The sequence below is a fragment of the Rhodococcus sp. P4_C10 genome (assembly GCF_056402135.1).
This window is the reverse complement of record NZ_JBFUHZ010000050.1, coordinates 26,251-47,983: the sequence shown is the minus strand read 5'-3', so window position 1 is coordinate 47,983 and position 21,733 is coordinate 26,251. Positions and strand designations below refer to the sequence as shown.

Genomic DNA, 21,733 nt, shown 5'->3' with positions numbered 1-21,733 from the left:
CAGGTCACCGCATCCCTACCAGGTGATCGGGCGGCCCGTGCGTCAAGCGGTACGGATTCATCCGTTCATGGCACTCAGCGCTTTTGGTGGAGATGGTGCGTGCCGACCGCCGTCGGCGGCCCGGACCGGATCGGCTACAGTGAGCCTGCAGGCTCTTTGGTAGGGGAATGCAAAGACGCCTCCGTCGCTCCCGGATGTTCACACACTCGGGTTGAGCTACGGGGGCGTTTTTTGTTGCCCCGGCCCGCCGCGGTCAAGCAGCGCGGAGCGATGCCCGGCCGGTCGGGCACCGTCCGAACGTGGCCTGGACCTGGATCCACTGCGCCAGCACCTCGCATCCGGACAGTCCTCTCGCGTCCAGCGGCTCGGTGGCGTACGCGACGTGCCGACCGCCCCGTGGGTTGGCCACCTGGATGCCGCGCCAGGTCAGGCGCGGGGGTAGGTAGCCCAGCACCTCGAGCATCGCGGTGCGCAGGCGCCGCAGGTCGGTGCGCCACTGCCGGACGCTCACGCGGGTCTTGGTGGCGTTCTGGAAGCTGTTGCGACGGATCAGTTCCCATGTCTTCGCGAGCCAGGTGCGCAGGTCCCGCATCGACATCCAGCGGGTGAGGTCGGCGATGTCGCGGACGAGGCTGTCGTCGCTGGCGTTGCAGATCATGTCCTCCGGGTGTCCGATCCACAGGACCGGAACCGATTCCGGTACGGCAGGTCCCGTCCCGGCGACACCGCGGCCGCGACACCCCGGCACCGCGCCCTCGGGCTGTTGCGGATCGGAGATCAGGCCCGCGGCGGCGACATCGCAGCGGACGCGTCCGTCCGCCATGTGTCCCAGCACCTCGCGGATGACGCTGCAGCCCTGCGAGTACCCGATCAGCATGACCGGCCCGTCGGCGACCTCGAGTGCGTCGAGCACCCGCCGGACGCCGACCTCGGTGCTGCGCCGGAAACTCAGACCGCCCGCCGCGACCGGGCCGTACGACGCCGGGTAGCCGACCCACCGCGAGTCGAAGCGAGCGTCCAGCGCGCCGGTGACCTCGCGCAGCAGGCCCGTCACCTCGGTGCGGCGGTCGTCGGGGTGGGACTCCCCGGTGCCGCCGACGGCGAGGACGGTTACCTGCTTCATGAGGCCATGCTGCTCGTCGCGGGTAAGAATCCGGACAGGAGCGACTGAGAGGACCCTGGCAATTCGGCGTGGCACACGGGGCTCCGGGCGCCCGCCGAGAGTGGGCGCATGTCGGACCCGGGCGGTAGCGTCGGCGAACATGACTGAGCCAGTGCAGGGTCCGGCCTCCTACTTCCCGTCGATCGAGAAGAAGTACGGCCGGCCGATCAGTGAGTGGAAGTCGATGATCCGTGCCTCGGAGCTGAGCGGGCACATGGAACTCGTCGCGTGGCTGAAGGCCGAACACGGGATGGGCCACGGACACGCGAACGCCCTCGTCGCGCACACGCTGAAAGAGGATGCCGCCGGCTGACCGTCGAGGCATCCGGAGACCAGCCAGGGGCCGAGACCCCGCACGCAGAAGCAGGAGACGCCCATGGCGGCCGACACCTTCCTCGTCGAACGATCCGCTGAGATCGCCGCGGATCCGGCGACCCTGCACGCGCTGATCGACGACTTCCACCACTGGACCGCGTGGTCGCCGTGGGAGGGCCTCGACCCCGACATGACGCGCACGTACACCGGGCCCGACAGTGGGGTCGGCGCGTCCTACGCCTGGCAGGGAAACTAGAAGGCGGGGTCGGGGTCGATGACCGTCACCGAATCTGTGCCCGGGCGGAAGGTGAAGCTGGACCTGACATTCCTCGAGCCGTTCAAGGCCGAGAACGTCACCACCTTCCTGCTCGAGCCGACGGAAACAGGCACCACGGTCCGCTGGCAGATGACCGGCCGGAAGAACTGGTTCTTCAAGCTGTTCGGGTTCGCCTTCAGCATGGACAAGATGGTGGGCAAGGACTTCGAGAAGGGGCTGGCGCAGCTCGCGGCGGTGGCCGAGGCGCGCTGACCGGCAAGTAGCCGTCAGTCGGTGGACCGGCGCCGCCTGCGCATCGCCGAGACGACCCACCAGGACAGCCCGGCGGCCGCCGCCGCGCCCACTGCCAGCAACGGCAGCGGGACGGCGGCGGTCATCCGCGTCCACGGGGTGATCCGGTGGACCGGCCCGTCCGCCGACGGCGCACGGGCCGCGCCGTAGACCCGCTCGGTCGCCGCCCGCACGTCGAACGGGGTCCCGGTGTACGGCCCGCAGGAGTACGCCTCCCAGGCCGCGCTCACGTCGTACGGCCGGGACACGAACAGCAGGTACTCCCGGCCGACCTCGAAACCGGTTCCGCAGCCGTTGCCGTCCGAGAGGGTGCCGACCGTGGTCGTCGGCCCGACGTCGCCCTTGAACACTTCCGAGACCGCGAACTGGTACGTGTCGGTGAACCCGCCGGATGCCACGTCGGTGGCACGGGCCACGAACACCCCCGAGGCGTGGCTCACGGCCTCCTCCGGCGTGGCGAATGCCGCACATGAGCATGCGCAGGCGGTGCCGGGAGCGGCGACACCGAGACCCGTCGCGAGCAGCACGGTCACCGCGCCTGCCGCCGGCAAGCGCCACGGGAATCGCATCGACTGAACCTCCCTCGCCTGGCGGGTGCCGGGTCCCGCCAGAGCCTGCCACGGCGGCCGCCCCGGCGTCGGCGGTCGGTGATATCTTCCGGCGGTGCCGCGGATGAGTCCCCCTGACGCCCAGACCTATTGGATCTCGCGGAAGATTCCCACCGACCAGTTCCTGCTGTACTGCTTCGACGCCCCGGAGCGCGGCCTGGACGCGGTCCGGATCGAGCTGCTCGCACGGGCAGGCGCCGTCGCGGACCTGCGACTACGCGTCCGCGAGGTGCCGTTCCGCGCGGACTACCCGTACTGGGTGCCGGGGGAGATCGACGGCAGCCAGGTGGTGCTGCACGAGACCGCGACGGACTGGGCGGGATGCCGGTCGGCGGTCGAGGGGTTGCTCACCGGCCGGCTCGACCCACGTGAAACACCCTGGCGGCTGCACCTTTTCGGAGTCGCCGAGGGCGCGCCAGGGGGCGACGAGGCGGCCGCGGTGGCGGTGCTGCAGGTGGCACACGCACTGGCGGACGGCCGACGCGCCGCGGGGCTGGCCCGCGAACTGTTCGGCCCGCACCCCACCGGGTCCGGTACCCGGCCCGAGCCGTGGCGACCGGCGTCGGCGCTGGTGCGGGCGGTGGCCCGTCTGCCGATGCAACTGGCCGAACTCGCCGCGGCCGCGCCGCGGGCGCACCGCACCCACCAGGACCTGGAGCGCGGCACCGCGGACGGCAGCATCCCGCCGTCGCCGCCGAGCCGTCCCAAGGGCCTCACGAACGCCCGGCCCGACGAACGGCGACAGATCCGGACGGTGGTCCGCAACGCCGCGGACCTGCGGGGCGACGGCGTCACCGTGACGGTGGGTGCGATGACCGCGATTTCGCTGGCGCTCACCCGCTACCTGCAGGCGAGGGGGAGGGCGGACGGGCTGGTCGCCGAGGTGACCGTGGCCAAGCCCGGCGCAGCCTTGGCCCGCAACCACTTCCGCAATGTCGCGGTGGACCTGCACCCGGAGACCGCGGACCTGGGGGAGCGCGCCGCCGCGATCGCCGCGTCGCTGGCACGAGCGCGGGTGCGGGGCGAGCACCCGGCCGCCGCGGCTGCCGACCGTGCGCTGCGCGGGGTCCCAGGACCGCTGGTGCGGTGGGGCGTCGAGCAGTTCGACTTCACGGCCGTCCCCGACGCCGTCACCGGCGACACCGTGGTCTCGAGCGTCGACCGCGGCCCCGCGGACCTGCGCCTCGGTGGCGGCGCGGTCCGGTTCACCTCCGGCTTCCCGGCGCTCTCGCAGTTCATGGGCCTGACCCACGGGGTGCACGGCATCGGTGACACCGTCACCATCGGCGTCGCCACCAGCCCCGCCGTCCTCGACGACGTCGACGAGTACGAGCGACTGCTCCACCAGGCGGTCGACGAGGTTCGCGACGCAGTGTCGACGCCGAACCGGCGCGGAGAACCTATCGTCTAGGGGCATGAGGTGCGGCGACGCTCGTCCCGCAGTTGTGCGGTTCCGGCGATGACGTCGGCGGAGCCGTACTTCGCCTCGCACCCGGCGGCGGGCGCGGTGCTCGCCCTGGCCGGGGTGGCCCTGGTGTCCTCGGAGATCTGGATCGGTCGTCGCCATCGCGCACCCGAGAGCCCTGACCGGGGCAGCGGGCTGGCGGTCGGTCTGGGGTTGCTGGTGGCGTACCTGGGTGGCCTCGCGGTCAGCCTGCTGGTGCCCGCCACGGTGATCACGACCGGCGCCGGCTGGTTGTTCGTCGCCGGCCTGACGATCGCGGTCGCCGGACAGGGGCTGCGACTGCGCGCCGTGCAAGAGCTGGGCGCGTCGTTCACCTTCGGGGTGCAGACCACGGCGGGGCAGCGGGTGGTCGACACCGGGCTCTACCGGCGGATCCGGCACCCGTCGTACACCGGCGCGCTGATCTGCGCATTCGGGTTCACGATCGCGTACACGAACTGGCTGTCCCCGCTGGCGGTGGGTGGCCTGGTGCTCGGTTACGCCGTCCGGATCCCGTACGAGGAGCGGGTGCTCGCGGAGGGCCTCGGCGATCCGTACCGGGAGTACATGCGACGGACCAAGCGGCTGATTCCCTTCGTCTTCTAGGAGCCGGTGGCGGGTTGAGGGAATCGGTGGCGGAGCGGCCCCACCGCCGATACCCTGCTACCAGTACGCGGGTTTCCGGCCAGCACGTGACGACTCGACGAGTCTTCGAACGGAGTCAACAGATGTCCACGATCATTTTCGACGCACTTCTTCCCTTCCTCGGGGCCGACGCGGCCACCCACCTGGCAACCCTGTGGGCTGTCGGTCCGTAGCAAGCCCGCCGAATCCCACGGAAGAGGCCCGGCGGAGCAATCGCTCCTCCGGGCCTCGCCCGTGTTCGGGGACCACCCGAACGGCCGTGAGGTGCGGCGTATCATTCCGTCGACAAATCTGGCGCAGAGGTTCTGCTGTCGAAGGGAATCGGATTGAACGTGCACACCGGAGAACGCGAGCAGCTGGAGTTCCAGGCGGAGACCCGCCAGCTGCTGGACCTGATGATCCACTCGGTCTACTCGAACAAGGACTCCTTCCTGCGGGAGTTGGTCTCCAACGCCTCGGACGCGTTGGACAAGCTGCGGCTCGAGGCCTTCCGCGACAAGGACCTCGACGTGGACACGTCGGACCTGCACATCGAGATCGAGGTGGACGAGCAGGCGCGCACCCTCACCGTCCGGGACAACGGCATCGGCATGTCCCGGGACGAGGTGGTGGACCTGATCGGCACGCTGGCCCGCTCCGGCACCGGGGAGCTGCGCCGCAAGCTGCGCGAGGCGAAGGACGCCGCGGCCTCGGAGGAGCTGATCGGTCAGTTCGGCATCGGCTTCTACTCGACGTTCATGGTCGCCGACAAGGTCACCCTGCTCACCCGTCGGGCCGGCGAGAGCCAGGCGACGCGCTGGGAGTCCACCGGCGAGGGCACCTACACGATCGAGACGGTCGAGGACGCGCCGCAGGGCAGCGCCGTGACGCTGCACCTCAAGCCCGAGGACACCGAGGACCACCTGCACGACTACACGTCGGAGCGGAAGATCCGGGAACTCGTCAAGCGCTACTCCGACTTCATCGCCTGGCCGATCCGGATGGACGTCGAGCGGCGCACACCGGCGACCGAGGACGGCGAGGCCGACCAGGTCACGGTCGAGGCCGAGACGATCAACTCGATGAAGGCGCTGTGGGCGCGCTCGCGCGACGAGGTCTCCGACGACGAGTACAAGGAGTTCTACCGGCACATCGCCCACGCCTGGGACGAGCCGCTGGAGATCATCCCGATGAAGGCGGAGGGCACCTTCGAGTACCAGGCGCTGCTGTTCATTCCGTCGCACGCGCCGTTCGACCTGTTCAACCGCGACGGCCGGACCGGCGTGCAGCTCTACGTCAAGCGCGTGTTCATCATGGACGACTGCGACCAGCTGATGCCGGAGTACCTGCGGTTCGTCAAGGGCGTGGTGGACGCGCAGGACCTGTCCCTGAACGTCTCCCGCGAGATCCTGCAGCAGGACCGGCAGATCCGCGCGATCCGTCGCCGGCTCACCAAGAAGGTGCTCGCCACCGTCAAGGACATGAAGGCGCAGCGCCCCGACGAGTACCGCACCTTCTGGGCGGAGTTCGGCCGCGCGGTCAAGGAAGGCCTGCTCTCCGACACCGACAATCGCGATGCGCTGCTGGAGATCTCGTCGTTCGCGTCGACTCACAGCGAGGAGGAGTCGACCTCCCTCGCCGAGTACGTCACGCGGATGAAGGACGGCCAGGAGCAGATCTACTACGCGACCGGCGAGTCGCGGCAGCTGCTCGAGAGCTCCCCGCACATGGAGGCGTTCCGTGCGAAGGGGCTCGAGGTGCTGCTGCTCACCGACCCCGTCGACGAGATGTGGGTCGGGTCGGTCCCGGAGTTCGAGGGCAAGACGTTCCAGTCGATCGCCAAGGGCGAGGTCGATCTCGACAGCGAGGACGACAAGAAGGCCAACGAGTCCGAGCGCGAGGCGCAGGAGAAGGACTTCGCGGGACTGCTCGACTGGATGACGGAGTCCCTCGGTGAGCAGGTCACGAAGGTGCGCCTGTCCAGCCGGCTGACCTCCTCCCCGGCCTGCCTGGTCGGCGACGCCTTCAGCATGTCGCCGACCCTCGAGCGGATGTACCGGGCGTCCGGACAGCCGGTCCCGCCGTCACGGCGCATCCTCGAGCTGAACCCGACGCACCCGCTGGTGACCGCGATGCGCGCGGCGCACGCCGACCGTGCCGAGGACCCGGGCCTGGCGGACACCGCCGAGCTCGTCTACGGCATGGCGCTGCTCGCCGAGGGCGGGGAGCTCGACGACCCGGCCCGCTTCACCACGCTGCTCGCGACCCGGCTCGCCGGCACCGTCTAGCCCGAAAGCGGCCAGCAGACACGTCCTTCCGCCCTTCCCGATCAGACGCGATCGGGGAGGGCGGAACTCGTCCACCGCGATAGGGTGCGGGCATGACTGTCGTGTACAACATCTTCGTCGTGTGCCACCTGCTCGGTATGGCGGCGCTGGTCGGTGGCTACTTTGCCGTGCTGAACGCGCCCCGGGTCTCCGAGGTGATGGTGTGGGGCGCCCGCGCCCAGTTCGTGACCGGGCTGATCATCGTCGGCCTCGGTGAGGGCGCGCTGGACAAGAACTACATCCACGCCAAGATCGCCGTCAAGCTGGTGCTCTCCCTCGTCATCGTCGCCCTCGCGGAGATCACCCGGGCCAAGCAGAAGAAGGGCCAGCCCAACGTCAACCTGGTGCACGCGGTCGGCGGGCTGTCCGTGGTCACCGTCCTGGTCGCGGCGCTCTGGACGTCGTAGTGGAGCCCGCGGGTCCGGAAACCCGGACCCGCACCGAGCGCCTCGACGCGCTTCCGTTCACCCGTAGGCACGGCCGGCTGCTGCTCGGGTCCGGCGTCGGCTGGGCGCTCGACGCGATGGACGTCGGGCTGATCTCGTTCGTGATGGCCGCGCTGGCCGTGCACTGGGAGCTGAGCAGGACCCAGCTGTCCTGGATCGGCTCGATCGGCTTCGTCGGGATGGCAGTCGGGGCCAGCGTCGGCGGGCTGCTCGCGGACCGGATCGGCCGGCGGCAGGTGTTCGCCGCGACCCTGCTGATCTACGGCGTCGCGACCGGCGCCACCGCGCTGGCGGGTTCGGTGGCGGTGCTGATGGCGCTGCGCTTCGTGGTCGGGCTCGGCCTCGGCGCCGAGCTGCCCGTCGCGTCGACCCTGGTCAGCGAGTACGCCCCGCGCAGCCTGCGTGGCCGGATGGTGGTGGCGCTGGAGGCGTTCTGGGCGGTCGGCTGGATCCTGGCCGCCCTGATCGGCTACTACGTGGTGCCGCTCGGCGACGACGGCTGGCGGTGGGCGCTGGCGGTGGGGGTGGTGCCCACCGCGTACGCGGTGGTGGTCCGGCTCGGCCTCCCCGAGTCGGTCCGCTTCCTCGAACGGCGCGGCCGCCACGCCGAGGCGGAGGCCGCGGTCCGGTCCTTCGAGGAGTCGCCCCCGATCGGGCGGGCGGTCCTGACGCCCGAGCCCGAGCCTGTGCCCCGGGCGCCGGCAGAGGCCCGCGTCGACGGCGCCGCCGAGTCTCTCTGGTCGCCCCGGCTGCGCAGGCGCACGGGGGCGCTGTGGACCGTCTGGTTCTGCATCAACCTGTCCTACTACGGCGCGTTCATCTGGCTGCCCAGCCTGCTGGTCGAGCAGGGTTTCGACCTGGTGAAGTCGTTCCAGTACACGCTCGTGATCACCCTCGCCCAGCTGCCCGGTTATGCGGTCGCGGCCTGGCTGATCGAGGCGTGGGGGCGCCGCGGCACCCTGGCGCTGTTCCTGGTCGGCTCCGCGGTGTCGGCGGGCGCGTTCGGGCTGGCGGACACCCCGACGCAGATCGTGGCGGCGGGAATGGCGTTGTCGTTCTTCAACCTTGGCGCCTGGGGCGCGTTGTACGCGATCGGTCCCGAGCTCTACCCGACGACGACGCGGGGCTCGGGGACCGGGGCGGCGGCGGCATTCGGCCGGATCGCGTCGATCATCGCGCCGCTGATGGTGCCGTGGCTGCTGACGGGAGGCGGAAATCCGTTGGTGTTCGGGGTGTTCGCGGTGTCCTTCGCGATCGCCGCGGTCGCGACGACGGCGCTGCCGGAACGTCGCGGGCAGGCGCTGGAAGAGGTCTGACCGGAACCTTCGGGATCTACTACCTCGTCTGGTTCGACCGGGTGGCAGGGGAACTGGCCGACTTCACCGACAGCCCGGTCGGCGATCTGGTTTGGGTCGACTCCGCGCTACTTGCAGCGGCGGGTGAACATCCTGGCCGACATTCAGGCGAGCCGCCCCCACACCAAACCCGCCCCCCCGGAAATAATCCCGGGGGGCCCGGTTTCGTGTTGTTCTAGAGGCCGGGGCGCTTGCCGATCGTCACGGTGACCTCGCCGGTGTGCGCGAAGAAGTCGTTGCCCTTGTCGTCGACGACGATGAACGCGGGGAAGTCCTCGACGTCGATCTTCCAGACCGCCTCCATACCGAGCTCTTCGTACTCGACGATCTCGACGTTCTTGATGCAGTCCAGGGCCAGGCGCGCGGCCGGGCCGCCGATGGAACCGAGGTAGAAGCCGCCGTGCGTGTTGCACGCGTCGGTGACCTGCTTGGACCGATTTCCCTTGGCCAGCATGATCATCGAGCCACCCGCGGCCTGGAACTGCTCGACGTAGGAGTCCATGCGGCCGGCCGTGGTGGGTCCGAAGGACCCGGACGCCAGGCCCTCGGGGGTCTTGGCCGGACCGGCGTAGTACACCGGGTGGTCCTTGAGGTACTGCGGCATCTCCTCGCCGGCGTCCAGACGCTCCTTGATCTTCGCGTGCGCGATGTCGCGCGCGACGACCAGCGGGCCGGTCAGCGACAGGCGGGTCTTGACCGGGTGCTTGGACAGCTCGGCCAGGATCTCCGGCATCGGGCGGGTGAGGTCGATCTTGACCGCGGCGCCCTTGCCGGTGCCCGAGATGCCGTCGGTGTCGGCATCGAGCTGGCTGTCGGTGACCTCGGGCAGGAACCGGCCCGGGTTGAACTCGAGCTGCTCGAGGAAGACGCCCTCGGGGGTGATCTTCGCCTTGGCCTGACGGTCCGCCGAGCAGGACACGGCGATCGCGACGGGCAGCGACGCACCGTGGCGGGGGAGACGCACGACGCGGACGTCGTGGCAGAAGTACTTGCCGCCGAACTGGGCGCCGATGCCGATCTTCTGGGTGAGCTCGAAGACCTGCTTCTCCAGCTCGTGGTCGCGGAAGCCGCGGCCGGTGATCGCGCCCTCGGTGGGCAGCTCGTCGAGGTAGTGCGCGGACGCGTACTTGGCCGTCTTGAGCGCGAACTCGGCGGACGTGCCGCCGACGACGATCGCGAGGTGGTACGGCGGGCAGGCCGCGGTGCCGAGCGCGCGGATCTTGGCCTCGAGGAACTGCATCATCGAGTCCGGGTTCAGGATCGCCTTCGTCTCCTGGAACAGGTAGGACTTGTTGGCGCTGCCGCCGCCCTTGGCCATGAACAGGAACTTGTAGGCGTTCTCGTGGCCCTTGGCCGTGTCCGCGTACAGCTCGATCTGCGCGGGCAGGTTGTTGCCGGTGTTCTTCTCGTCCCACATGGTGATGGGGGCGTTCTGCGAGTACCGCAGGTTCAGCCGGGTGAAGGCGTCGTACACGCCGCGGGCGATCGACTCCTCGTCGTCACCGGGGGTGAGCACCTGCTGGCCGCGCTTGCCCATCACGATCGCGGTGCCGGTGTCCTGGCACATCGGCAGCACGCCGGCCGCGGCGATGTTTGCGTTCTTGAGCAGGTCCAACGCGACGAACTTGTCGTTGTTCGACGCCTCGGGGTCGTCGAGAATGCTGGCCAGCTGCGTCAGGTGGTCGGTGCGCAGGTAGTGCGAGATGTCGTGCAGCGCGGTCTCGGTGAGCAGCCGCAGCGCCTCGGGCTCGACCTGCAGGAAGGTGCGGCCGTCGGGTCCCTCGACGGTGGACACCCCCTCGGCGGTGAGCAGCCGGTACTCGGTGGTGTCTTCACCGATCGGGAGCAGGTCCTCGTAGAGGAAGTCGGCCATCATCTCTCCTGAGCAAGGGGGTACGAAGTGCTCGTCCAGGCTAATGGTGCGCCGATCGGCCCTGCTCGACGGCCCCGGTCAGGCCTCCTCGGTCACCCCGGCCGCCGCGACGCCACGATGCTCGGCCAGCGCCTCGGCCTGCTCGAGGACGCCGGCGCGGACCGCCGCGGAGAGCCGGCCCCACGGGGTGATCGCCACGGTGAGTTTGCGGCCCGACGCCCGCGGCCGCCACAGTCCGGCCAGTTCGCCGCCGCGGGCGATCGCGCCCGGCCGGCCCAGCGTGGGCCACAGCGACTTGCGGTGGTCGGGGTCCGGCACCAGCGTCTCGCGGTCCTTGAGTTGCAGGTACGGGTCGAAGGGGCCGAGCAACCGGACCGAGTCGTCGTCCGGCGGTGCCAGCAGCGCGTCCAGGTCCGCGGCGAGCATCGAGCGGGGTTGGCCGTCGACGAGCACGTCGACGGCGTCCTCGGGCCAGTGCGCCCTGACGTCCCGGACCGGGGCGTCGAGGAAGGCCGCGACCTGCGCGGGGGCCGCCGGGCCGTAGAACCGCAGGTAGCCGCGGACGACGTCCAACCGCGGGTCCGCCTCGGCGCCCGACGCGGCGAAGGCGGCCTGCCGCCAGCCGGGGATCTTCTCGAGCACCGGCGGGGAGGTGCCCGGCCGAAGCTCGAGCCCGGCCTGCAGGGCGGCCAGCCGGAACGGCATCTCGTACACGTGGGTGGCGTCGCAGGGCCGGCAGAACCGTAGGTAAGGGGCCTCGACGCGGGCGGTGAGGGCGCTGGACATGGCGCCCTTGACGGTGGGTTCGGTGACGATCTCGTCCATCAGGCCGGCCACGGTGCGCAGGGCGTCGAGCGCGGGGATGCCGGCCGCCTTCAGCGGCTTGTTGGCGTCGAAGATGCGTTTGCCGGCGTCGGTCTCGGACAGCGGTGCGGTGGCGACGGCGACCGCGGGCAGGTCGCCGCGACGGTAGAGGTGCGGCGCTCCGCGCAGCGTCCACGCGAGGGCGAGCCTGCCGCGCTCGTCGGGCCCCGGCTCGGCCGCGCCGCGCAGTCGCAGCGCCCAGGCGGCGCCGTCGGGGCCGGTGTTCTGGACGCCGAGGTCGAGGATGTCGCAGTCCGTCGGACCCGCGGTCCCGGGAGCGCGGTCGAGTTGCTGGGCGTGCCAGCGGTACGCCAGCACCCGTCTGCGGTCCACCCCGGTCGGCATGGCGCGAGTGTAGGGGAGGACACCGACACCGAGGTCGCGGATCGGGTGGCCCCGGACGGCGCGTCCGTACACTGGGTCCAATGCAGTTTCGGGAACTCGGCCCAGCTCTCCCCGCCTCGGGAGTCGCTGCCCTGCCCGCTTCGGGAGTCGCAGCCCTCCCTGGCGCCGGTGTGGCAGTCGCGGACGCGCCGGCTCCGTCGGCCGAGCGCCACGCGTTTCACGCCTACCTCGACGTGGCCGTGGTGGTCCTGGTCCTGGTCGGCACGAACCTGATCGCACACTTCACCAACGCGTGGGCCAGCATCGCCAGCGTGCCGATCGCGGCGGTCGTCCTGGTCGCGTTGACCAGGCGGCGCGGGCTCGGCTGGGCGGAGCTGGGGCTCTCGCCGCGGCACTGGCGAAAGGGCTCGATGTACGCGCTCGGCGCCGTCGGGTTGGTGCTCGCGGTGGTGGGGATCGGCGTGCTGCTTCCCCTGACCCGGCCGTTCTTCATGGCCGACCGCTACGCCACCGTCTCGGGCGCGTTGATCGCGTCGATGATCGTCATCCCCCTGCAGACCGTGATCCCCGAGGAGCTGGCATTCCGCGGTGTCCTGCACGGCACCCTCGACCGGATCACCGGTGCCCGCGGGGTCTTCGCCGCCGGGTCGCTGCTGTTCGGGCTCTGGCACATCGCGTCGTCGATGGGTTTGACCAGTGGGAACAAGGGACTGACCGGGTTCCTGGGCGGGGGAGTGTTCGGGCAGGTCGCCGGGATCGTCGGCGCCGTGCTCGCGACAGCGGCGGCCGGATTCGTGTTCACCTGGCTGCGCCGGCGCAGCGGCAGCCTGCTCGCCCCGATCGCCCTGCACTGGTCGCTCAACGGCATCGGTGCGCTGGCGGCGGCGGTCGTCTGGCACATGTCGGTGTCCTGACCCGACCCTTTCCTGGGCGCTGCCCGGCCCTGGCCCGGGAACCCCCGCCGAGCAGGCAAAAGCTGCCGTAGGCTCAGAAATCGTGACGGCCAGCGACTGTCGACTTCGAGTGCCATGACGGCCGGGCCGGGCTGAGGTGTCCGCGGCCCGCGCGGCGACGGACCGATGGCACGAGACCGTGCGGTCGGCCGGAACCTCGCTGGGCGGATGGATCGGCCGGTCGAGCTACCTGCGCAAGTGGCTCGTCCTCGGGGCCGCGATCGGTGTCATCGCCGGCCTCGGCGCCGTCGTCTTCTACCTCGCACTCACCCAGGCCACCCACCTGCTGCTGGGGGTGCTCGGCGGCTACACCCCGCCCGAGGCGGCGGGCGAGGGCGGCGGCGCAGGCAGCGGCGGCTTCACCCGGCCGTGGGCCATCCCGCTGATCGTGTGCCTGGGCGGGCTGGCGTCCGGCTTCATCGTGTTCACGTTCGCCCCGGAGGCCGCCGGCCACGGCACCGACGACGCGATCGACGCGATCCACCACAACCCCCGGAAGATCCGGGTCCGCGCCGTGGTCGTGAAGCTCGTCGCCTCCGCGATCACGATCGGGTCCGGCGGATCCGGCGGCAGGGAGGGCCCGACCGCGCAGATCTCGGCCGGCTTCGGTTCGCTGCTGGCCCGGTTTCTCGACCTCTCGCCACGCGACGGCAGGATCGCGGTCGCGGTCGGCATCGGGTCCGGCATCGGCGCGATCTTCGGGGCACCGCTCGGCGGTGCGTTGCTGGCCGGTTCGATCGCCTACCGCGACGACTTCGACTTCGACGCCGTGATCCCGGGCCTGATCACGTCGATCGTCAGCTACTCGGTGTTCGGCTCGCTGCTGGGTTTCGAGCCGCTGTTCGGCTACGCGGCGGCGGACTACCGGTTCACCGATCCGCTGCACCTGGTGTGGTTCGCCGTCATCGGGGTCCTCGGCGGGCTGATCGGGCTGCTGTACGCGGGCATGTTCTACGGCGTCGCGGGCCTGTCCGCCCGGGTCCCGTGCAGTCGAATACTCAAGCCGGCGATCGGCGGGCTGCTGGTCGGCGTGCTCGCGCTCGCGCTGCCCGAGGTGCTCGGCAGCGGGTACGGCTGGGTGCAGCAGTCGTTGGGGCGCGAGTCCCTGATGGCGATGCCGCTGTGGGTGGTGCTGGTGCTGCCGGTTGCGAAGATCCTCGCCACCTCGTTGTCCATCGCCACCGGCGGCTCGGGCGGCATCTTCGGTCCGGGCATGGTGATCGGCGCGTTCATCGGGGCCGCGGTGTGGCGGCTGCTCGAACCCTTCGCGCCCGGCATCCCGGACAGCCCGGCGCCGTTCGTCATCGTGGGGATGATGGCCTGCTTCGGCAGCATCGCCCGCGCGCCGCTGGCGGTGATGGTGATGGTCGGGGAGATGACAGGCAGCCTGACCGTCCTCGCGCCCGGGATGCTCGCCGTCGGGCTGTCGTACCTCATCGTCCAGCGCACCGGGAAGACGATCTACCGCTCGCAACTGGGCACCCGCGAAGAGTCCCGCGCGGCGCGCCTGCGGCTCGGGATGCCCCTGCTCGGCCGGGTCGCGGTGGCGGGGTCGATGTCCGAGCCCCGGCTGGTCCTCGGCGCCGACACCTCCTGCGCAACGGCAGCCGAGCGGATGCACGCGGCCGGCGTGCCCGGGGCCCCGGTGGTCGACGGGGAGGGGCGCTTCACCGGGACGGTGACGCGCACGGACCTCGACGGCCTGCCCGACGACCAGGCGACCGGACCGCTCGCGCGCCGGGTCGATGCGAGCGCCGCGACCGTCGACGTCGCGGGGAACCTGGACCAGGCGCTGGACGCGATGTCGGATCGAGTCCGGTGGACGACGGTGGTCGACGGCCGTCGGCGGGTCCGAGGCATCGTCGCCGTCCGCGATCTGGTCCACGGGTACCGGGCCGAGGTGGAGGCAGAGGAGCGGCGAGTCGCCAACGTGGGCTCGCACGTGGAGGTCCTCGAGGCGCGGGTCGGCGTGGGCGCCACGGTGCTGGGACGCCCGCTGGGGCAGGGTGTGCTGCCCAGCGGCTGCCTCGTGCTTGCGGTGCAGCGCGGTGAGGCCGTGCTGCCGGGTACGGCCTCGACGGTCCTGTGCGTCGGCGACGTGGTGACGGTGCTCGGCCGTCCGGACCTGCTCGAGATTGCCCGCCGGACGGTGGCGGGAAACGACCCGAGCGACTAGCGCTCGTCGGGTTGTTCGGGGTCGCGAGCCAGGCGCTGCTGTCGGGCGATGCGGCGCTGCTCCTCCGCGCGCTCGCGGCACTGCCGTAAGAAGGCCTCATCGTCGGCCGGGTTCTGTGCGACGTGGCGGCCGGGCCGTTCGTACTCTCCGAAGTGCGACGAATACTGTCGCTGCGCCGCCGGCCGCGGCGGGCCCTGCGGGCGGCCGAGGATCAGCCACAGAAGCGATCCGACGGTCGGCACCAGCAGGACAATGAACAACCATGCGAGTCGCGGGAGATGACGTACCTCCCAGTCCTGCCGGGTCAGTACGTCCACCAGGCAGAAAACCCACAGTGCAAGCGTCAACAGCCCGAATGCCAGGTACGGCACGGCACATCCCTCCCATCGCGGCGGCAGGCACCGGTGTGCCTGCCTCTACGACCCCCGGCGGAGAGGGTACAGGGGGCGATCATCGTGGTGACGGGTTGTGTGGAGCATTGGGGGGGCTTGCGCACGGCGACCGAACGATGTGACTGGTGGAACGGAAGTGAACTGGCGAGGCTGGCGGTGGTGTGATGGAATGCACAGGATCTTCGGTGGGCCGACCCCTTCAGCAATTGCGAGGCAAACGTGGACGTGTCACGTCGGAATCTGTTCAGGTATGCGGCGGTCGGTTCCGCCGCGATCGGGGTGGCCGCGCTCGGTGGGACCCCCGCCGTCGCCGCGCCCCGCCTGGGGACACTCGTCGACTACTCCGGCGGCGTGCCCGACGCGGCGGCGATCCTGGCCGCCGGGCACACCGGCGCGATCCGCTACGTCTCCGACCCCAGGCCCGACGCGACGTGGATGACCGGCAAGCCGATGCGCGCAGCGGAGGCGACCGCACTCACCGATGCCGGCCTCGAGGTGGTGTCCTGCTACCAGTTCGGCAAGGCCGCGACCGCGGACTGGCACGGCGGGTTCGAGGCTGGCCGACGGCACGCCGAGCGCGGACTCGAACTGCACCTGGCGGCGGGCGGACCGGAGAACCGGCCGATCTACGCGTCCATCGACGACAAGCCGACGGCGACGGAGATCGCGACCCAGGTCCTGCCGTACATCGAGGGCTGGGAGTCGGTGGTGGGACACGAGAACACCGGCGTGTACGCGAACTCGGGGACGCTGGACGCGCTGCGGGCGGCGGGACTGGGTTCGTTCTACTGGCAGCACAACTGGGGCACGCCGAAGGGCTACGTGCACCCGGACGCCCACCTGCACCAGTACGAGATCGACAAGCGTGCCGTCGACGGCGTCGGCGTCGACCTCAATGCGATCCTGCGCGCCGACTACGGGCAGTGGTCGCTGGCCTGACCGGTCAACGACCACCACCCGGGTTCAGTCGGGTCGCCGGATCAGCAGAGCGGCTTGGCCATGTTGTAGATCTCCTGCGCCTGCTCCGGGGTCGCGGCCGTGCCCTCGTTCCCGGCCCTGGCCTCGAGCGAGGTGACGACCTCGGACTCGGGCTTGTTCGCGTTGATGTCGGCGCAGGTCTGGTTGAGGATGTCGCCGATCACCGCGTCGTCACGGCCCTCCGCGAGGCTCGGGTACCTGGTCTTGAACGCGACCGTGAAGGTCGAGACCTTGGCCGTGTCTACGGCGCCTCGGGCCTGACTGGCCAGCGTGCKGGCCGCGGCGCCGGCGGAGGAGATGGCCGACCCGGCCGCCGCGCTGGCCGAGGACACCGCCCCCTCAGCCGCGTTGGCCGCTGAACTGAGCGCGGCGGACACGTTGTCCTTGGCGCTGTTCGGGGTGGTTTCGGTGCTGCCATTGTTGTTCGAGCTACAGCCCGCGACGGCGAAGACAATGGCAGAGGCGGTGATTACAGCTGCTGCGATTCTCATGTTCGGAGCGTAGCCCCGTCAGAGCGCTCCGCGCCGGATGTCGACGGTCGGGCGGTTCGTGCCGAAGCAGCCCGTCAGCCCGGTACCGTCGTCAGACACGCATGCCCACAACGGAATCGGAGAAGACATGGACGTCATCGTGAACCTGCTGTACACGGTCGCCGCAGAGCTCTACGCGGGGATCTCCGCGGGATCGACCGCCCCCGCCACGCCGCCGACCACCCAGGCGACGCCGGAGTAGTCCGCTACACGCCGACCGCGGCGAGCCACTTCCGGGCCTCGTCCGGCAGGGTTCCCGCGGCATCGGCGCTGCGGCACCACCGCTTGACCATCTGGAGGAACTTCATGGGGTTGTAGACGTCTTCCTCGCACGACCACAGACCGTCGCCCGCGTAGTGCAGGATGGTCAGGTTCGAGGCCTCGTGGGTCCTGCCGTCGCCGAGATCGCGCATGGGATTGCGTATCTCGCAGATGACCACGCCACGGTCCTCGTCCACCGTGTACCACGCTGCGGGGAACTCGGGCATGTGGTTGCCGGGGAAGGACGTCATGGTGCGGACCACCCACTCGCGGATCTCCTCGCGCCCGGCGAAGTTCCCGTACGCGTGCTCGATGTAGGTCGCGTCCTCGGTGAACATGTCCGCGAAGAGGTTCCAGTTCCCGGTTTCCGTGGCCTCGACGACGGTGCGCTGGTAGCCCTCGAAGGCGCTCTCCAGTTCGGCCCTGCTCCAGCGCGGACTCGTCGTCTGCCGGTCGGTCTCGGGCCTGGTCGGCTCGGTCACGTGGATCTTCTCCCTCGCTCAGGTCTGGGTGTGTGCCAGCGGTGACGCCGCCAGTTCCGGTTCCTCGGGCAGCACGCGCAGCGGACGTTCGCCGGGGCTCTCGCGGGTGGCGCGCCACGACAGCACCGACCACTGGGACAGCCCCGACAGCGCCGAGCCGATGCTGCCGAACGAACCGGTGGACAGCGCCGAGCCGGCCGATCCGATCGAGCCTATCGACAGGATCGAGCCGACACTGCCGATCGAGAGAATCGAGTAGGACGAGCCGATCGAGAGGATCGACCCCTCCGAGCGGATCGAGAGGATCGAGCGTCGGGAGTGGTTGGACTTCCACGAACGACCGGACCCGGAGCGTCTGGAGGAGGAGGTCATTCCTCGGTCTACCACAGGACTCCCGGCTCGACCACCTGGCCGGCGCACGCGGAAGGGCCCCTCGCCGAGGCGAGGGGCCCTTCACACGTGGATCTGGTGTCGGTGTCAGCCGACGGTGACCATCCCGAGGGTCGGCAGGAAGCTGCAGGTGACCGGTGCGGGGGTGGACTCGGTGGTGAGACCGCCGGAGATCACCGCGAGCACGCGGCCGCGGCCGGTGTTGGCGATCGCCGACAGGGTGGCGGGGCCGTCCGGGTTGATCCGCGACGCGGTGGTCAGCGTGTCCGTTCCGGTCCGCTGGTTGTCGATGTTGACCCACGAGACCGTCAGCGGGTTGGGCTGCTCGGCGGTCGCCTTGCTGGTGCCCAGCGCGGTGAAGACGAACCCGGCCTGCTCGGCGGTCGGTCCCGGAGGCGGGAGGTGCGCGGGGCCGGGCACGGCGAGCGCGGTGGCGATCGAGTCGCCGGTGCCGTCGATGCAGCCCTTGCCGATGGACGGGTAGAGGAACTGGGCGATGGCCGGGCCGTCAGCCGGGGGGAGCTCGGGGCCGCCGCCGCCGCTGCCGTCCAGGAAGGTGATCACCTTCTCGAGGGTCGCCTTGGTCTGCGGCGGAAGGTTCGCGGCCTCCAGCATGGCCTTGGCCTGGGCCAGGAGATCGGCCTGCGGGCCGCCGGCGATGTCCATCGGTCCGGCAGCGGCGCCGATGATGGCCGGCGCGATGGCCGCCAGCGACTCGATGCCCTCGGGGATCGGAGCCGGTGCGGGCTGGGCGGATACGCCTGCCGGCACCGCCATTGCGGCGGCAGCGACAATCGCCAACCCGGTGATCGTTCTGCGCGTTCCTCGCGTACGAAGCACGGTCTCCCCATCCTTGTTCTCAAGCGTCGGCCGGCCTGGCCGGCCACTCGTGTCGAGCGGCCACTCTATGCAGGCAGCCTGGCGGTTGTACAGCGTTAGAAAAACCAGCCTCGCGGCGGTGCCGATCTGCGGCCCATGTCCACGGCGATTCGGCTGTCGCCAGGCATTCTATTCAACATACTGCGGTTGACGGCTGTCTGGTGACCATAGCCTGTGAACAGAGTGAAGCCAGAGGTTGTTGATGCAACTGTTATGGAGGAGGTTTGGGGCTTCGCGGCCCGCCGCGTGACTGCCGTAGGCTCGCCCGCGAACTTACTTCGGGTTCGACCCGTCGCCCCACACCACACGGGAGAGCCCGACACTGTGTCCGAGACACCTCACGCACCTGCGCTTCTCACGGAGGCGCGCAGCCCCCGCACCGGACCGCGCGCGGAGCGCCTGTTGCGGTTCGCGCCGGTCCTGCTGGCGGTCGCCGTGCTGGTCCGGATGGCCTGGGGATTCCTCAGCCAGAACGGGATGAATCTCGTCGACCTGCACGTGTACGTCGACGGTTCGGCCGCGCTACTCGACGGCAACCTGTACGACTACACCTACTCGGAGCTGACGCCGGACTTCCCGTTGCCGTTCACCTACCCGCCGTTCGCGGCGCTGGTGTTCCTCCCACTGCACTACCTACCGTTCGGACTGGTCGGGGTGCTCTGGCAACTGCTCACCATCGGTGCGCTCTACCTGCTGGTCAAGATGAGCCTGGAGTTGCTGCTGGGCTCGCGTGCGCTCGACCCACGTTGGACGTCGATCGCGATGGTGTGGACCGCGATCGGGATGTGGACCGAGCCGGTGCGCTCGACGCTCGACTACGGGCAGGTCAACGTGTTCCTCGCACTCGGTGCGATGGTCGCGGTCCGCAGCAGTCGGTGGTGGGTGGCCGGCGGGCTGGTGGGCGTGATCGCGGGTATCAAGCTCACCCCGGCGATCACCGGGCTGTACTTCGTGCTGCGGCGGCGCTGGCGGGCCGCCGCCTTCTCCGCGGTCGCGTTCGCCGGGACCGTGGGGCTGAGCTACCTGGTCGTCGGGTCGGAAGCGCGGCGGTACTTCGAGCACCTGCTCGGCGACGCCTCCCGGATCGGTCCGGTGGGGTCGGTGTGGAACCAGTCGATGCGCGGCGCACTGAGCAGGCTGCTCGGCCACGACGTGGAGAGCGGGTGGCTGTGGCTCACCGCCGTCGCCGTCGCCGCGGTACTGGCGCTGCTCGCGTGGCGGTCGCTGGGCGCGGAGGACCTGCTGGGCACCCTGGTGGTCGTCCAGGTGTTCGGTCTGCTGATCTCGCCGATCTCGTGGTCGCACCACTGGGTGTGGCTGATCCCGATGCTGATCTGGCTGGTGCACGGCCCGCTCTCGGACCGGCGCGGCTCGCGGGTCCTGGCGGCCTGCTGGCTGACCGCGATCCTGGTCGGGGTGCCGTGGGTGCTCAGCTTCTTCCAGGACTCGATCTGGCTCATCTCCCGGCCCGGTGTGCTGGCCTGGCTGGGTGCGGTGAACGTGATCGGCGCCGTGGCGTTCTACCTGTGGCTGATCTGGGCGCGGCGGGTCAGCCCGCGGCCAGCCGGTCGATCTCCCGAGCGAGTTCCACGTCCAGTGCCGTGATTCCGCCCATGGCGTGGGTGGAGCAGGTGAAGGTGACGGTTCGCCACCGGATGTCGATGTCCGGGTGGTGATTGCGCGTCTCGGCGGCCACCGCGACCCGGTCGACCAGTGCGACGGCGTCCGGGAAGGTCGGCGATTTGATCGTGCGGACCAGCGTGTCACCGGCGCGGTGCCAGTGGGGTAGTGCGGCGAGCGCGGCGTCGACCTCGGTGTCCGGCAGCAAGTCAGCCATGACAATGATGGTCCCATGCAGAGCGACGAAGCGCGAGAAGTCGGGGCGGCGGCGATCGTCGCGGGCGGTCGGCTGTTGCTCGCGCAGCGTGTCGGCCCGCCCGAGCTGGCCGGGCTCTGGGAGCTGCCGGGCGGCAAGGTCGAGCCCGGGGAGACGCCCGCCGAGGGGCTGCGCCGGGAGTTGGTCGAGGAACTCGGCGTGCTGACCGCGGTCGGCGGGAGGGTCGGGGTGGACGTCCCGTTGCCGAACGGGATGGTGCTGCGCGCCTACCGGGTGACGCTGCTCGACGGCGAGCCGGCGGCGCTCGAGCACTCGGCGGTGCGCTGGGTCGGGCCCGAGGAACTCTCGGCCGCGGAACTGGTCCCGAACGACCGGGTCTGGTTGCCGGACCTGTTGACGCTGTTACGGGTGGAGAGCGCCCGGCAGTAGCGGGCCGTTCGTCAGGGCCGCGAGTCGACGTCCAGTACGCCTCGGTCCCGGAGTCGACCACGTGCCCTACGGCCTGGCAGGCATCCCGCCGGCCTACAAGTGGCTCGACGATCGGGTCGTCGGGCACCCGAGGACACCCAACGGCTGACCCGGTGGGGGCTCGGGGAGGCGTGCGCTCACGCGGCGCGCGCCTTCTTGAGCCCCTTCTTGAGGTCCTTGCCCTTGACGCCCTCGTCTTCGAGCTTCTTCATCCGCATGATGACTACGGGACACTTGAGGCACCGCTTCTTGCTGCGGCAGCACTTCTTCTTGGGCTTGAGTCGTGAGACCTTCTTCGCCTTGACCTTGCCCATGCGCGGCCCGGTCCTCCCGCTCGAACGTGAGACCCGGTCGTCCGGGACATCCTCCACGTTAGCGGACCCTCAGTAGTGAGCTCGGCAGCGAGGAGTTCGGACTGACCGGGCGGCGCCGGCCGKGCGCCGCCCGGGGGAGCGG

The 21,733-nt window shown here is 70.5% G+C and carries 22 protein-coding genes and 2 pseudogenes; 13 read left to right on the top strand and 11 right to left on the bottom strand.

Annotated features, from left to right (window positions below; translation table 11 throughout):
* Positions 1-253: 253 nt before the first annotated feature.
* Positions 254-1,123, bottom strand: coding sequence for a PE-PPE domain-containing protein (locus tag AC1DWC_RS23295; RefSeq protein ID WP_477911845.1), 870 nt, complete (start codon positions 1,121-1,123; stop codon positions 254-256).
* Between the two features lie 139 nt (positions 1,124-1,262).
* On the opposite strand from AC1DWC_RS23295, the gene AC1DWC_RS23290 reads away from it, so the two are divergent.
* Positions 1,263-1,475 (top strand): DUF4287 domain-containing protein, encoded by a 213-nt coding sequence (locus AC1DWC_RS23290; protein ID WP_072847269.1) that lies wholly within the window; start codon positions 1,263-1,265, stop codon positions 1,473-1,475.
* Positions 1,476-1,538: 63 nt separating this feature from the next.
* Positions 1,539-2,006 (top strand): annotated as a pseudogene (locus AC1DWC_RS23285) (SRPBCC family protein).
* A 14-nt stretch (positions 2,007-2,020) separates the two neighbouring features.
* Here the strand turns inward: AC1DWC_RS23285 and AC1DWC_RS23280 are convergent.
* Positions 2,021-2,614: a hypothetical protein gene (locus AC1DWC_RS23280; protein WP_477911843.1), complete on the bottom strand. Its 594-nt coding sequence runs from the start codon at positions 2,612-2,614 to the stop codon at positions 2,021-2,023.
* A 103-nt stretch (positions 2,615-2,717) separates the two neighbouring features.
* Here AC1DWC_RS23280 and AC1DWC_RS23275 point away from each other — a divergent pair, with 103 nt between their 5' ends.
* The 5 genes from AC1DWC_RS23275 to AC1DWC_RS23255 all read left to right on the top strand — a co-directional run bounded on the left by AC1DWC_RS23275 (position 2,718) and on the right by AC1DWC_RS23255 (position 8,810).
* Positions 2,718-4,064 carry a wax ester/triacylglycerol synthase domain-containing protein gene (locus AC1DWC_RS23275; protein WP_477911841.1) on the top strand — a complete coding sequence of 449 codons (1,347 nt, stop codon included), beginning with the start codon at positions 2,718-2,720 and terminating at the stop codon, positions 4,062-4,064.
* A 48-nt stretch (positions 4,065-4,112) separates the two neighbouring features.
* Complete coding sequence (locus AC1DWC_RS23270; RefSeq protein ID WP_477911839.1) at positions 4,113-4,703, top strand: methyltransferase family protein; 591 nt, start codon at positions 4,113-4,115, stop codon at positions 4,701-4,703.
* Positions 4,704-5,074: 371 nt separating this feature from the next.
* Positions 5,075-7,009, top strand: coding sequence for a molecular chaperone HtpG (htpG, locus tag AC1DWC_RS23265; protein ID WP_477911837.1), 1,935 nt, complete (start codon positions 5,075-5,077; stop codon positions 7,007-7,009).
* A gap of 92 nt (positions 7,010-7,101) precedes the next feature.
* Positions 7,102-7,455, top strand: a complete 354-nt coding sequence (locus AC1DWC_RS23260; protein ID WP_477911835.1) for a hypothetical protein — start codon at positions 7,102-7,104, stop codon at positions 7,453-7,455.
* Positions 7,455-8,810, top strand: coding sequence for an MFS transporter (locus AC1DWC_RS23255; protein WP_477911833.1), 1,356 nt, complete (start codon positions 7,455-7,457; stop codon positions 8,808-8,810). The genes AC1DWC_RS23260 and AC1DWC_RS23255 overlap by 1 nt, the downstream gene beginning before the upstream one ends.
* A gap of 214 nt (positions 8,811-9,024) precedes the next feature.
* On the opposite strand, the gene AC1DWC_RS23250 is transcribed toward AC1DWC_RS23255, so the two are convergent.
* Together AC1DWC_RS23250 and AC1DWC_RS23245 are read right to left on the bottom strand one after the other, a co-directional pair.
* On the bottom strand, positions 9,025-10,722 hold the full coding sequence (locus AC1DWC_RS23250) for a fumarate hydratase (protein ID WP_477911880.1): 1,698 nt from the start codon (positions 10,720-10,722) through the stop codon (positions 9,025-9,027).
* A gap of 78 nt (positions 10,723-10,800) precedes the next feature.
* On the bottom strand, positions 10,801-11,931 hold the full coding sequence (locus tag AC1DWC_RS23245; protein WP_477911831.1) for a DNA glycosylase AlkZ-like family protein: 1,131 nt from the start codon (positions 11,929-11,931) through the stop codon (positions 10,801-10,803).
* A gap of 80 nt (positions 11,932-12,011) precedes the next feature.
* Here AC1DWC_RS23245 and AC1DWC_RS23240 point away from each other — a divergent pair, with 80 nt between their 5' ends.
* From AC1DWC_RS23240 to AC1DWC_RS23230, 3 genes and pseudogenes are all read left to right on the top strand, one after another.
* Positions 12,012-12,845, top strand: coding sequence for a lysostaphin resistance A-like protein (locus AC1DWC_RS23240; RefSeq protein WP_477911830.1), 834 nt, complete (start codon positions 12,012-12,014; stop codon positions 12,843-12,845).
* A 178-nt stretch (positions 12,846-13,023) separates the two neighbouring features.
* A pseudogene (locus tag AC1DWC_RS23235) lies at positions 13,024-14,388 on the top strand (chloride channel protein); the annotation flags it as partial.
* 15 nt (positions 14,389-14,403) lie between these two features.
* On the top strand, positions 14,404-15,060 hold the full coding sequence (locus AC1DWC_RS23230) for a CBS domain-containing protein (RefSeq protein WP_477911878.1): 657 nt from the start codon (positions 14,404-14,406) through the stop codon (positions 15,058-15,060).
* On the opposite strand, the gene AC1DWC_RS23225 is transcribed toward AC1DWC_RS23230, so the two are convergent.
* The gene (locus AC1DWC_RS23225; protein WP_477911828.1) at positions 15,057-15,431 is read right to left on the bottom strand and encodes a PLD nuclease N-terminal domain-containing protein; all 375 of its coding nucleotides are present in this window, start codon (positions 15,429-15,431) and stop codon (positions 15,057-15,059) included. The genes AC1DWC_RS23230 and AC1DWC_RS23225 overlap by 4 nt on opposite strands.
* 240 nt (positions 15,432-15,671) lie before the next feature.
* On the opposite strand from AC1DWC_RS23225, the gene AC1DWC_RS23220 reads away from it, so the two are divergent.
* The gene (locus AC1DWC_RS23220) at positions 15,672-16,391 is read left to right on the top strand and encodes a DUF1906 domain-containing protein (protein ID WP_477911826.1); all 720 of its coding nucleotides are present in this window, start codon (positions 15,672-15,674) and stop codon (positions 16,389-16,391) included.
* A gap of 41 nt (positions 16,392-16,432) precedes the next feature.
* Here AC1DWC_RS23220 and AC1DWC_RS23215 read toward each other — a convergent pair whose 3' ends face one another.
* From AC1DWC_RS23215 to AC1DWC_RS23200, 4 genes are all read right to left on the bottom strand, one after another.
* Positions 16,433-16,921, bottom strand: coding sequence for a hypothetical protein (locus AC1DWC_RS23215; protein WP_477911824.1), 489 nt, complete (start codon positions 16,919-16,921; stop codon positions 16,433-16,435).
* A 245-nt stretch (positions 16,922-17,166) separates the two neighbouring features.
* Entirely contained in the window at positions 17,167-17,703 is a 537-nt protein-coding gene (locus AC1DWC_RS23210) for a nuclear transport factor 2 family protein (RefSeq protein WP_477911822.1), read from the bottom strand.
* 18 nt (positions 17,704-17,721) lie between these two features.
* A complete protein-coding gene (locus AC1DWC_RS23205; RefSeq protein ID WP_072847070.1) occupies positions 17,722-18,075 on the bottom strand; it encodes a hypothetical protein in 354 nt (117 codons plus the stop codon).
* Between the two features lie 105 nt (positions 18,076-18,180).
* Positions 18,181-18,933 carry an Rv1157c family protein gene (locus tag AC1DWC_RS23200; RefSeq protein ID WP_174556745.1) on the bottom strand — a complete coding sequence of 251 codons (753 nt, stop codon included), beginning with the start codon at positions 18,931-18,933 and terminating at the stop codon, positions 18,181-18,183.
* A 363-nt stretch (positions 18,934-19,296) separates the two neighbouring features.
* Here AC1DWC_RS23200 and AC1DWC_RS23195 point away from each other — a divergent pair, with 363 nt between their 5' ends.
* Positions 19,297-20,577, top strand: a complete 1,281-nt coding sequence (locus AC1DWC_RS23195; protein ID WP_477911819.1) for a mannosyltransferase — start codon at positions 19,297-19,299, stop codon at positions 20,575-20,577.
* Here the strand turns inward: AC1DWC_RS23195 and AC1DWC_RS23190 are convergent.
* Complete coding sequence (locus tag AC1DWC_RS23190) at positions 20,522-20,809, bottom strand: 4a-hydroxytetrahydrobiopterin dehydratase (protein WP_477911817.1); 288 nt, start codon at positions 20,807-20,809, stop codon at positions 20,522-20,524. The genes AC1DWC_RS23195 and AC1DWC_RS23190 overlap by 56 nt on opposite strands.
* Positions 20,810-20,824: 15 nt before the next feature.
* On the opposite strand from AC1DWC_RS23190, the gene AC1DWC_RS23185 reads away from it, so the two are divergent.
* On the top strand, positions 20,825-21,238 hold the full coding sequence (locus AC1DWC_RS23185) for a (deoxy)nucleoside triphosphate pyrophosphohydrolase (RefSeq protein WP_477911815.1): 414 nt from the start codon (positions 20,825-20,827) through the stop codon (positions 21,236-21,238).
* Between the two features lie 176 nt (positions 21,239-21,414).
* Here the strand turns inward: AC1DWC_RS23185 and AC1DWC_RS23180 are convergent, their stop codons facing one another.
* Positions 21,415-21,591, bottom strand: a complete 177-nt coding sequence (locus tag AC1DWC_RS23180; protein ID WP_092776476.1) for a hypothetical protein — start codon at positions 21,589-21,591, stop codon at positions 21,415-21,417.
* Between the last annotated feature and the right edge of the window lie 142 nt (positions 21,592-21,733).

Coding starts and splice junctions, on each gene's coding strand:
- AC1DWC_RS23295 (WP_477911845.1), bottom strand. CDS start 1,123: ATGAAGCAGGTAACCGTCCTCGCCGTCGGCGGCACCGGGGAGTCCCAC.
- AC1DWC_RS23290 (WP_072847269.1), top strand. CDS start 1,263: ATGACTGAGCCAGTGCAGGGTCCGGCCTCCTACTTCCCGTCGATCGAG.
- AC1DWC_RS23280 (WP_477911843.1), bottom strand. CDS start 2,614: ATGCGATTCCCGTGGCGCTTGCCGGCGGCAGGCGCGGTGACCGTGCTG.
- AC1DWC_RS23275 (WP_477911841.1), top strand. CDS start 2,718: ATGAGTCCCCCTGACGCCCAGACCTATTGGATCTCGCGGAAGATTCCC.
- AC1DWC_RS23270 (WP_477911839.1), top strand. CDS start 4,113: ATGACGTCGGCGGAGCCGTACTTCGCCTCGCACCCGGCGGCGGGCGCG.
- AC1DWC_RS23260 (WP_477911835.1), top strand. CDS start 7,102: ATGACTGTCGTGTACAACATCTTCGTCGTGTGCCACCTGCTCGGTATG.
- AC1DWC_RS23250 (WP_477911880.1), bottom strand. CDS start 10,722: ATGGCCGACTTCCTCTACGAGGACCTGCTCCCGATCGGTGAAGACACC.
- AC1DWC_RS23245 (WP_477911831.1), bottom strand. CDS start 11,931: ATGCCGACCGGGGTGGACCGCAGACGGGTGCTGGCGTACCGCTGGCAC.
- AC1DWC_RS23240 (WP_477911830.1), top strand. CDS start 12,012: ATGCAGTTTCGGGAACTCGGCCCAGCTCTCCCCGCCTCGGGAGTCGCT.
- AC1DWC_RS23230 (WP_477911878.1), top strand. CDS start 14,404: ATGCCCCTGCTCGGCCGGGTCGCGGTGGCGGGGTCGATGTCCGAGCCC.
- AC1DWC_RS23205 (WP_072847070.1), bottom strand. CDS start 18,075: ATGACCTCCTCCTCCAGACGCTCCGGGTCCGGTCGTTCGTGGAAGTCC.
- AC1DWC_RS23190 (WP_477911817.1), bottom strand. CDS start 20,809: ATGGCTGACTTGCTGCCGGACACCGAGGTCGACGCCGCGCTCGCCGCA.
- AC1DWC_RS23185 (WP_477911815.1), top strand. CDS start 20,825: ATGCAGAGCGACGAAGCGCGAGAAGTCGGGGCGGCGGCGATCGTCGCG.
- AC1DWC_RS23180 (WP_092776476.1), bottom strand. CDS start 21,591: ATGGGCAAGGTCAAGGCGAAGAAGGTCTCACGACTCAAGCCCAAGAAG.